The sequence below is a fragment of the Providencia sp. wls1922 genome, from assembly GCF_009706505.1.
Classification (GTDB): Bacteria; Pseudomonadota; Gammaproteobacteria; order Enterobacterales; family Enterobacteriaceae; genus Providencia; species Providencia lanzhouensis.
The window spans coordinates 161960-173024 of sequence record NZ_WLUG01000108.1; the positions used below are offsets into that span (position 1 = coordinate 161960).

General features: G+C 44.9%; 11 protein-coding genes. 4 read left to right on the forward strand and 7 right to left on the reverse strand.

All coding sequences use genetic code 11. From position 1 onward, the window contains the following. Positions 1-3: 3 nt before the first annotated feature. The 3 genes from glpE to GKR71_RS15915 form a co-directional block, all read right to left on the reverse strand. Positions 4-327 (reverse strand): thiosulfate sulfurtransferase GlpE, encoded by a 324-nt coding sequence (glpE, locus tag GKR71_RS15905; RefSeq protein ID WP_036948430.1) that lies wholly within the window; start codon positions 325-327, stop codon positions 4-6. Between the two features lie 99 nt (positions 328-426). After that, positions 427-1005 carry a Fe-S biogenesis protein NfuA gene (nfuA, locus tag GKR71_RS15910; RefSeq protein WP_036948432.1) on the reverse strand — a complete coding sequence of 193 codons (579 nt, stop codon included), beginning with the start codon at positions 1003-1005 and terminating at the stop codon, positions 427-429. 63 nt (positions 1006-1068) lie between these two features. After that, positions 1069-1752: a phosphoribosyltransferase family protein gene (locus tag GKR71_RS15915; RefSeq protein ID WP_108478700.1), complete on the reverse strand. Its 684-nt coding sequence runs from the start codon at positions 1750-1752 to the stop codon at positions 1069-1071. A gap of 56 nt (positions 1753-1808) precedes the next feature. Here GKR71_RS15915 and bioH point away from each other — a divergent pair, with 56 nt between their 5' ends. Further along, positions 1809-2582 (forward strand): pimeloyl-ACP methyl ester esterase BioH, encoded by a 774-nt coding sequence (bioH, locus tag GKR71_RS15920; RefSeq protein WP_154609438.1) that lies wholly within the window; start codon positions 1809-1811, stop codon positions 2580-2582. Positions 2583-2621: 39 nt separating this feature from the next. Here the strand turns inward: bioH and GKR71_RS15925 are convergent, their stop codons facing one another. The 4 genes from GKR71_RS15925 to GKR71_RS15940 form a co-directional block, all read right to left on the reverse strand. Then, positions 2622-2855: a FeoC-like transcriptional regulator gene (locus tag GKR71_RS15925; RefSeq protein WP_036948442.1), complete on the reverse strand. Its 234-nt coding sequence runs from the start codon at positions 2853-2855 to the stop codon at positions 2622-2624. Positions 2856-2865: 10 nt separating this feature from the next. Further along, positions 2866-5184 carry a Fe(2+) transporter permease subunit FeoB gene (gene feoB, locus GKR71_RS15930; protein WP_036948444.1) on the reverse strand — a complete coding sequence of 773 codons (2319 nt, stop codon included), beginning with the start codon at positions 5182-5184 and terminating at the stop codon, positions 2866-2868. Positions 5185-5238: 54 nt separating this feature from the next. Then, entirely contained in the window at positions 5239-5469 is a 231-nt protein-coding gene (feoA, locus tag GKR71_RS15935) for a ferrous iron transporter A (RefSeq protein ID WP_036948447.1), read from the reverse strand. 448 nt (positions 5470-5917) lie between these two features. Beyond that, a complete protein-coding gene (locus GKR71_RS15940) occupies positions 5918-8257 on the reverse strand; it encodes a Tex family protein (protein ID WP_036948450.1) in 2340 nt (779 codons plus the stop codon). Between the two features lie 162 nt (positions 8258-8419). On the opposite strand from GKR71_RS15940, the gene greB reads away from it, so the two are divergent. The 3 genes from greB to envZ all read left to right on the forward strand — a co-directional run. Then, positions 8420-8905, forward strand: a complete 486-nt coding sequence (gene greB, locus GKR71_RS15945) for a transcription elongation factor GreB (protein ID WP_036948453.1) — start codon at positions 8420-8422, stop codon at positions 8903-8905. Between the two features lie 114 nt (positions 8906-9019). Continuing rightward, a complete protein-coding gene (ompR, locus tag GKR71_RS15950) occupies positions 9020-9739 on the forward strand; it encodes an osmolarity response regulator transcription factor OmpR (RefSeq protein WP_036948456.1) in 720 nt (239 codons plus the stop codon). After that, a partial coding sequence (gene envZ, locus GKR71_RS15955; RefSeq protein WP_154634546.1) for a two-component system sensor histidine kinase EnvZ occupies positions 9736-11065 on the forward strand: 1330 nt, incomplete at its 3' end. The genes ompR and envZ, both read left to right, overlap by 4 nt.

Consider the following 11065-nt stretch of genomic DNA (forward strand, 5'->3'; position numbering starts at 1 on the left):
CGTTTAGAGCGCCGTTATGGCTTGTGGGTATTCCCGTGACCATGCCTCAAATCCGCCATTAATGCTATATACAGATTCAAAACCAATATTAATTAAGTATTGCGCCGCACCTTGGCTGCTGTGACCGTGGTAGCACATCACCATAATCGTTTGTTCGTAATCTGTTTTTTCGACAAACGGGTGAAGTGATTCATTGGTTAAGTGGTAAGCGCCTGTCGCGTGACCAGCACGAAAACTTTGGGGATCGCGAACATCGACAAGGATAGCAGTGCCATCTAGCCAGTGCTGATAAGCTTGTTCAGGTGTTAGTGTCTCAAAATGGTCCATAAAATACCGGAAAATTAGGGGAAATGTCATGAAAGAGCATCCACAGGAGTGCTGAGGATGCTCTAATACTCAGTAGAAAATGCGGGTGAGCAGAATCTATTAGTAGAAAGAGTGCTCGCCGCGTTGGTGCTCAGTCAGGTCTTTAACACCTTTTAATTCACCTTCGAACATTTTCAGTAATTCTTTTTCGATACCTTCTTTCAGCGTCACATCGACCATGGAGCAACCATTACAGCCGCCGCCGAATTGCAGGATAGCAAAACCATCTTCGGTGATTTCCATTAAGGAAACACGACCGCCATGGCTCGCTAATTGTGGATTAATTTGTGATTGTAAAACGTATTCAACACGCTCAATTAATGGCGCATCTTCAGACACTTTACGCATTTTCGCGTTCGGTGCTTTTAAGGTTAACTGAGAGCCTAATTGGTCTGTGACGAAATCAATCTCAGCATCTTCTAAGAATGGAGCGCTAATTTCATCAACATAAGCAGAGAGTTTTTCAAACTTCAGCTCTTTATCGGTGGCTTCTACGGCACCAGGAGGGCAATAAGAAACACCACACTCAGCGGTTGGTGTGCCTGGGTTAATGACAAATACTCGAATTTGGGTTCCTGACTCTTGGCTTTCCAATAACTTGGAGAAGTGAGTCTGTGCTGCTTCTGTAATATTAATCATAATCTCTTGCTCAATAATAGTTGACTGCTTTAGTTGGTTATAATACGCCCATTTACACCCATCCTACAAGGTGCGACAGAGTGACCACGCGTCAACAGTATGCGCTCCCGCACAAATCAACAATTGAGCGGCGGCATGCATGGTTGAGCCAGTTGTAATCACATCATCAATAATAGCTATGTGTAGACCTGAAACCGAAGTTTCAAGGGTAAATGCCTCTTTTAGGTTATTGCGGCGCTGCTTACGTGTTAATGAAACTTGCGCCAGTGTATCACGAGAGCGCAATAATGAATTTTGCGAATAGGCAATATTTAACCATGTGGTTAAATTACCACCAATTAATGCCATGTGATCAAATCCTCGACGCCAACATCGTCGAGGGTGGGGAGGTATGGTTATCAATAAGTCGGGTTTTTTCCATTGCTGTTGGCGATATCCATTCAGCCAATAAAGTAAAAATATCCGCGTCAGGGGGATAGCTAACTGGGGTTGATAACGAAATTTATATTGATGGATAAGCTGGCGTAATGGCGCTTGATATGGCGTTACGGTAATCAACCTTTGCCAAGGCGGTGGCTGTACAAGGCAGCGCCCGCAAGGAAATTGATGATATTCACAAGGAAGAGCGCATTGTGGACAAACCTTCGGCATTGGCGGTAAGTTTTTGATACAAAAGCTGCATATTCCTTGCTGGGGAATTTTTAATAACTGCCGGCATAGCCAACAGACCCCTTCCATTGCTAGCATAGGCGAGTCCTAGATTGAAAAATCAGAATGAAAATAACATTGAAGAGAGTGTAACCATGGCGACGTTATATTGGCAGACAGTGGGTGACGGAAAACAAGATATTGTGTTACTGCACGGATGGGGACTGAATGCCGAAGTCTGGCAAACAATTATTCCTCGACTGGCTTCGCAATTTCGCATCCATTTAGTTGATTTACCGGGTTATGGGCGTAGTCACGATTTCACTCCGATGACCATTCAATCAATGGCCAATGTTGTGTGGGAACAAGCACCTAAAAATGCGATTTGGCTGGGGTGGTCTTTAGGTGGGTTAGTAGCAAGCCGTATCGCGCTTGATCACCCTAATGAGGTAAAAGCCTTAATCACCGTGGCATCTTCCCCTTGCTTTGGGGCTCATGATGAGTGGCAAGGTATCAAGCCCGAAGTCTTACTTAATTTTGAGCAGATGCTGGCTGAAAATTTCCAGCGTACCGTTGAGCGTTTTCTGGCACTGCAAACATTGGGAACTGAAAGCGCCCGTGAGGATGCGCGTACATTGAAATCTGTGGTATTGGCGTTGCCAATGCCATCGGTTGAAGCCTTGAATATGGGGCTGGAATCTTTACGTACTGAAGATTTACGAGAGGAACTCACCCATTTACAGGTGCCTTTCTTACGCGTTTATGGTTATTTAGATGGCTTGGTCCCGCGTAAAATCGCAGGGAAATTAGATGAGTTGTATCCCAATTCATTATCCGTTGTGATGCGTAATAGCGCTCATGCGCCGTTTATTTCTCATCCCGATGAGTTTTGTGAAACATTGGTTCAGTTTGCGAAATCATTGAACTAAATCAGTGTATTAGAAGCTGATTCGCTGAGATGAAAACAACTATTTAATCTTATAGACAAAATGTGAGCAATCGTGACTCTCGGGGCATCCTTTACAACTGGTACCCGTAAGGCACGCGCTCACATCGATTTTTTCAATTTTCCCCATACTGACCAGTTTTTCAGCCATGGCATTGACCAGTGCAGCAGGGGCGTTTAGTTGAGAACTCAGAAGCGCAATGTCAGCTTGCCCATATAATGCAATTAAATCTCGGACTTGCAGCAAGCTGACCATCGTATTTTCCTTAGTGGCAACTGTTGTTAGAACAACCTGAACATTGTTGCGCTGTTTTGGATTTAATATTAAACGTCACACGGCTGCGCATACGGCGTAGAGCGGTGATCAGTACAATATTAAACAGTAGCACCGCGCCAATGGTGATCAAGCTGCTTTGTGGATGTTCGCTAAATGTAGCTGTTTGATAGAACAGTGCTGCGAGGCTATAAGCCACGTTTAATCCCCACAGAATAGAGAATGTCATCCAGCTTTTGTTGGTTTCACGGGCGATTGCTCCCATTACTGACACACAAGGCACATACAGCAGCACAAAGATTAGGTAACTATAAGCGGCGATATCTGAACCAAATTTCGCTGCCATGGTACCCATGGAGCCTGTTGCCATCTCGGCATCACCCATACTCGCTTCGATTGGGTTGGATAATGCACTGATGGAGAATGTCTCTTTTAAGCTATCCCACGTATCCGTGACTGCCGCACCTAACTCATCGAGCAGGTCGAACGATTCTGCATCGAAAGGTTCACTGGTAATCGCTTCGGCGGTGTACAGGGTATTTAAGGTCCCAACCACCACTTCTTTAGCCATTGCACCGGTGATCAAACCTACAGTCGCTTGCCAGTTATCATTGTGTACGCCGATAGGCTGTAATACTGGGGTGATCACTTTACTGACGGAAGCCAGCGCAGAGTCATTAATGTTGTCCACAGGCTTGCCGGATAACGAAAAGCTATTTAGCGCACCGATAAAAATACTCGCTACCACAATGACTTTACCTGCACGGATCACAAAGCCTTTTAAACGCTGCCAAGTTTGGATAAGCAATGTTTTTGCATGAGGTACATGGTAGACCGGCAGTTCCATCACAAACGGGGACGCTTCACCGCGCATCAAAGTATGTTTCAGTAGCAGGCCTGTTAGGATTGCCACGACAATACCGAGAATGTAGAGGGAGAACACGACGCTTGCGCCGTTTTTACCAAAGAATGCCGCTGCAAATACTGCGAAGATAGCTAAGCGAGCACCGCAGGACATAAACGGTGCCATAAGCACGGTGATCAAGCGTTCACGAGGTGCATCTAAGGTTCTTGCTCCCATGATAGAAGGTACGTTACAACCGAAGCCAACAATTAATGGAACAAAAGATTTACCCGGTAAACCAAGAGATTGCATCAGTCTATCCATAACGAAAGCTGCTCGAGCCATATAGCCTGAGTCTTCCAAGATAGATAAGAACAGATACATCATGCCGATTTGTGGCACCAGAGGCAGAACGGTATTGATACCACCGCCAACACCTTGAGCAAGGAAAACGGTCAACCAATCAGGGAAGTTTGCTGTTGCTCCAATCCATTGAATACCATGAATAAAGATAGCTTCAGAGGCCCCTTCAAAGAACGGTTGTAAAGCACCACCGATATTGATCGCAAGGACGAACATTAGATACATCACGAACAAGAAAATTGGCACGCCAAGCCAGCGGTTCAAGATAAATTTATCCAGCGCTTGAGTGAGTTTATTCGGCTCAGCGGCACTGTTATTAATCGCGGCGTCACAAATTGAGGCAATGGATTGATAGCGAGCGTCCGCAATGAGCAACTCGGGTTCTTCTTGCAAGGTATCTTTAAGTCTAAGGCGAGTTTCAGCAAATACTTGCTCAGAGATATCAGCTCGTTGGCGGCTATAAATATCGCCTTCTAAAATCTGGAGAGCTAACCAACGGCGCTGCTGCTGACTAAATTGCTGAGCAGAAATTTGCTCTGAAAGCATATCCACGGTTTGTAACAGTTGTGGCGGATATTGCACTAGGGCCTGTTGGCTATTTTGAGGATGGCTATCAATCGCTTGTTTGAGCTGTTCAAGGCCAGTTGCACGGGTAGAGACCATTGGGATAACAGGGCAACCGAGCTGTTTTTCGAGCTGTTTAACATCAATATCGATATGTTGGCTTTTGGCAATATCCAGCATGTTCAGTGCGACGATGCAGGGAACACCTAGTTCAACAAGCTGTAATGTCAGATATAAATTGCGCTCGAGGTTTGAGGCATCCACCACGTTGATCAACATGTCGGCTTCGCCACTTAAAATAAAGTAGCAGGCGATTTGCTCATCGAGGGAGGTTTGCTCTGAGATAGTTGTAAGGGAATAAGTACCTGGTAAATCAACGAGTTCAATCTTGTGTTCAGGTGTGTGGAAGCGTCCAACTTTACGTTCGACGGTCACTCCTGCCCAGTTACCGACGCGCTGACGTGACCCTGTTAACTGGTTAAACAAGGTTGTTTTACCTGCGTTAGGGTTGCCAATAAGGCCGATAGTTAATGGTTTCATAGTGTATGCCAGTCGTGAAAATGAAAATCTTTATTGGAATTAATCCAAAAATAATTAGTTCGCTTGAGCTTCATCTAAGTTAATCAGAGCTAAATCTTTTTTGCGTAATACTAAGCTGACGCGATGAGTTTCAATTTGCACGGGATCACCAAACGGCGCTACGCGCACAACTTTGAACACTGAGCCTGGAAGCAGACCGAGGGAAAGTAATTTTTGGCGATAGGCCGGACTTATCTCTGGTGAAAAGCCAAGTATTTTATAACTGCATTGAGGAAGTATGGACATAGTACCTTCCAATTACGGTTTATTCTGTTGATTTAACATGAAAACTGCGATGTTAAATTACAGAGAGTGTTATTAAGAATAATATTGATAATTATTATTATAAAAGTGGTTATCTTTAAAAGAAATAGAATGGAAGATAAAATTAAATCTAATTAACAATGAGAATCATAATCATCTACCATGATTATATTTAGCCTCTTTTTCGGGCAATATTAAATGATGTGGATCAAAAAGGGATTTAGTTGGCGGAGTTTTTTAAAACGAAAAGGCAGATGTTAGTATTGTTAATTAATATAATTAAATAAGACAAAATGCAGATAATAAATTGAATTAGTTATTTAATTTATTTCTATAAGAAAAATGGAATATGTTTAAATTAAGTACGGAGAGATGATTGAATACATTTTAATAAATGCCCTTACCGATGAAACAGCAAGGGCATCATATCTTAGCGCTTTTTACCAAAAGCAGCAGCCAGTGCATCACTCATCGCACTGTTGCTAGACGCAGAGCTAGATGATGAATTTCCTCGCGCATTCCCTCGTGAAGCAGGGGCTTTGCGGGTATTTCTATCTTGCGCTGGAGCCGCACTGCGAGGTGCGCTGTTACCTTCACCCGCTTGTTCATCTAAGCGCATAGTGAGCGCAATACGCTTACGAGCAATATCCACATCCAGCACTTTGACTTTCACAATGTCACCCGTTTTGACGACTTTGTGAGGATCTTCAACATAGCTGTTTGAAAGGGAAGAAATATGCACTAGGCCATCTTGATGAACACCAATATCCACAAATGCCCCGAAATTAGTGACGTTAGTCACTGCACCTTCTAAGATCATTCCCGGTGTTAAGTCATTCATCGTTTCGACGCCGTCAGCAAAGGTTGCCGTTTTAAACTCAGGGCGTGGGTCACGGCCCGGTTTTTCCAGCTCTTTGATGATGTCTGTGACGGTAGGAACCCCAAACTGTTCGGTGGTAAATTCACGTGGGCTTAAGCCATTTAATACCTGTGAATTGCCCATGATCTCTTTGAGTGGCTGACGTACAGCTTCAAGGATTTTTTCAACGATTGGGTAGGCTTCCGGGTGAACCGTTGAGGCATCCAGTGGGTTATCCCCATTGGTGATACGCAAGAAACCCGCACACTGTTCAAAGGCTTTCGGACCTAAGCGAGCGACCTTGAGTAACTGTTTTCTGTCATTGAATTGACCATTCGCATCACGCCAATCAACAACATTTTGCGCGATCATTTTGCTCAAGCCAGCAACGCGGGTAAGTAGTGCCACGGAAGCGGTATTTAAATCGACGCCGACGGAGTTTACGCAGTCTTCAACGACTGCATCTAACTTACGGGCTAGCTGAGTTTGGCTGACATCATGCTGATATTGGCCGACACCAATAGATTTCGGGTCGATTTTCACCAGTTCAGCCAGCGGGTCTTGTAAGCGACGAGCAATAGAAACCGCGCCACGCAGAGATACGTCTAAATCAGGGAATTCTAATGCTGCCAGCTCAGAAGCGGAATAAACAGAGGCGCCTGCTTCACTGACAATGACTTTTTGCGCCGTGACGTCAGGGAACTGTTTTTGCACTTCAGCAAAGAAGCGTTCGGTTTCTCGTGATGCAGTTCCGTTACCAATCGCGACCAGCTCAACGTGGTATTTCTGGCATAATGCGGCAACGATAGCAGCCGCTTTGGCAGCTTGGCCTGTGTGCGGGTAAATGGTATCTGTCGCCATGACTTTACCCGTCGCATCAACGACCGCGACTTTGACACCTGTACGTAAACCCGGATCGAGACCCATCGTGGCACGCATACCCGCAGGAGCTGCCATCAATAAGTCACTGAGGTTACGGGCGAATACGTTAATTGCTTCTTCTTCCGCTTTCTCGCGCAGGGCGCTCATGATTTCGGTTTCTAGGTGCAGTAACACTTTGACTCGCCACGTCCAACTGATGACAGCTTTACGCCATTGGTCAGCGGGGGCATTGTTCAAACGAACATCTAAATGGCGAGTAATAATTTCTTCGCAATAACTCTCTTTTGGCGGCTCTTCAAACTGAGGGTCGCAGTTGAGGGATAACTGCAAAACACCTTCATTGCGACCACGGAACATGGCCAAAGCGCGGTGTGAAGGAACTTGAGCAACGGGTTCATGGTGATCAAAATAGTCGCTAAATTTTACACCCTCAGTCTGTTTGCCATCAGCAACAACAGAAACAATGTGCGCATTCTTCCAAATATAGTCGCGAACTTTCGCTAATAAGGTAGCATCTTCGGCGAAACGCTCCATTAAAATGTAGCGAGCACCATCTAAAGCGGCTTTGGTATCCGCAACGCCTTTATCTGCGTCAACATAGCTTTGTGCAAGTGTATCCGGTGACTGGCTTGGATCGTTCCACAGCGTATCCGCTAAGGGTTCTAAGCCCGCTTCGATAGCAATTTGCCCACGAGTACGGCGCTTTGGTTTGTAAGGGAGGTAAAGATCTTCGAGTTCGGTTTTATTCAGCGTTGTATTGATAGCAGAAGCGAGTTCTGGAGTAAGCTTACCTTGTTCATCAATGGATTTTAGAATGGTTTGCTTACGGTCGTTTAACTCTCTCAAATACCCTAAACGGCTCTCTAGCTGACGTAGCTGAGTGTCATCCAATCCCCCCGTAACCTCTTTACGGTAGCGGGCGATAAATGGGACGGTATTGCCTTCATCCAATAATGTAATGGCTGAAAACACCTGTTTTGGTTGGGCTTGTAGTTCGGCCGCAATAATTTGGCTTAGAGTTTCATTCATGTCGTGTTTAAATACCTACTCAAAGAACAGTGAAAATAGACTGCACAGTTATACTTGCTGGTAGACAGAATTGCCAGACAGAATTTTTGTCTAGTGGTAGGCAAGTCGCAGATTATATTTTATAAAATATTATAATTATCCGATTTATATACCTTTAATGAGATGAATAAGAGCCTTTTAATTACCCGTGAAGGATGGGACGCTTTAGACAAAGAACTTAAGTATCTTTGGAAAGAAGAGCGCCCTCGAGTGACGCAGTCTGTCTCTGAAGCCGCAGCCCAGGGGGATCGTTCCGAAAACGCAGAATATATCTACGGTAAAAAACGGTTGCGGGAAATAGACCGCCGTATTCGTTTTCTATCCAAAAGGTTGGATCAGCTTAGAATTGTTGAACCCGATCCTCGACAAGAGGGGCGTGTGTTTTTTGGCGCATGGGTTAAGCTTGAAGATGATAATGAAAATATCAGAATTTTCCGGTTAGTGGGGGCGGATGAATTTGATCCTGCTAAGCAGTGGATTTCTATCGATTCACCAGTCGCTCGCGCATTAATTGGCAAGCAGGTTGATGATGAAGTGGTCGTCACAACGCCGGGCGGAAAAGTCACCTATTTTGTGCTAGAGATTAGCTATAAACCATTAATCAGTTAACGAGTAAAATGATTCATTAAAGTTAGTGTTAATGGTAAATTAATGGCATGAATATTATTTTTGTTACTTTCATCAGCAGAATAATTCTAAAATTCCACACTTTGGGGGCTATAAATGCAGGAAAGTTATAAAGTTCTCGTCGTCGATGATGATATGCGTTTACGTGCTCTGCTTGAACGTTACCTCACCGAGCAGGGTTTTCAGGTAAGAAGTGCAGCGAATGCTGAACAGATGGACAGGATCCTAACACGGGAATCTATTCATTTAATCGTATTGGACTTGATGCTTCCTGGGGAAGATGGCTTATCTATTTGCCGTCGTTTACGTAGTCAAAATAACCCAATTCCAATCATTATGGTTACCGCGAAAGGCGAAGAAGTTGACCGTATTGTGGGCTTAGAAATTGGTGCGGATGACTATATCCCTAAACCGTTTAACCCTCGTGAACTGTTAGCGCGTATTCGTGCGGTGCTGCGTCGCCAAGCGAATGAGCTACCAGGTGCGCCATCGCAAGATGATGCCGTCATCACTTTTGGTAAATTCAAACTGAACCTCGGAACCCGTGAAATGTTCCAAGGCGAAGAGAATATGCCATTAACCAGTGGTGAGTTTGCGGTGTTGAAAGTATTAGTTTCTTATCCACGCGAACCATTATCTCGTGACAAGCTGATGAGTTTGGCTCGAGGTCGTGAATACAGTGCGATGGAGCGTTCTATCGACGTTCAAATTTCACGTTTACGCCGTATGATTGAAGAAGATCCTGCGCACCCACGTTACATTCAAACCGTTTGGGGCTTAGGATACGTATTTGTTCCAGATGGAAGTAAAGCATGAAGCGACTGAGGTTCTCACGACGTAGTACATTTTCTCGCTCGTTATTTTTGTTTGTCGCACTCCTGTTCGCAAGCCTTGTGACCAGCTATATGGTTGTATTGAATTTTGTTGTGATGCCAAGCTTACAGCAGTTCAATAAAGTGCTTGCCTATGAAGTACGTACATTGATGACAGAGAAAATGGTTCTACAAGATGGAACCTCAGTGCGAGTTTCACCCGCATTACGTAAAAAAATCTACAATGAGCTCGGTATTACCTTTTACGCCCATTCAGCGGCGATGGAAGGGGGATTAAACTGGGCAAAAGAGTATGATTTTCTAAGTGAAAACATGTCGGAATACTTGGGTGGCAAGGCCAGCGTGCATCTGGAACTTGGGCGTGAGTATCCGATATTGTGGTTAACATCCTACCTAGCACCAGATATTTGGGTGCGCGTTCCGCTCACCGAAATCGGCCAAAATCAGTTTTCTCAAGTTTTCCGCTATACACTCACGGTCTTCCTCACGATTTTTGCGGGGGTTTGGCTCTATATTCGCTATCAAAACAAGCCATTATTAGAGCTGGAATATCACGCGGGTGAGGTCGGTAAGGGGCATGTTATGCCGCCGATGCAAGAGAAAGGTGCCACAGAGGTTCGCGCGGCTATTCGCTCGTTCAACCATATGGCGGCAGGGATAAAATCCCTCGAAAATGACCGCACTGTATTAATGGCAGGGGTCAGCCATGACCTTCGAACGCCACTAACCCGCATTCGTCTCGCAACGGAAATGATGGGACCAGAAGATGGCTATCTCGCTGAATCTATCAACAAAGATATTGAAGAGTGCGACGCAATCATCGGTCAATTCATGTCTTACCTGAAAACAGGGCAAGAAATGGATATGGAGTTTTGCGACCTTAACGCTATTCTCAACGAAGCTGTTGTTGCTGAAACCAACGTCGTGGGAGAAATTGAAACCAATTTAGTCCCAGGACCAGTGATGTTCAACGGTAACCATCTCGCTATCAAACGCGCAATTACCAACATGATAGTCAACGCTTATCGCTACGGAAATGGCTGGATCAAAGTCAGCAGTGGTAAAAATGAAGATTATGTTTGGTTCCAAGTTGAAGATGATGGCGCAGGGATCAAAGAAGAAGACATTCAACGCCTATTCCAGCCGTTCGTACAGGGTGAAAAAGCCCGTAGCAACAAAGGTACAGGACTGGGACTCGCGATAATTCGCAGGATTATAGATGCTCACGAAGGGAATATTGAGATCCATAAAAGTGAGCGCGGCGGGTTTGCTATTCGGGCCCTTCTCCCTCTCAAAGAACGCGAAGACT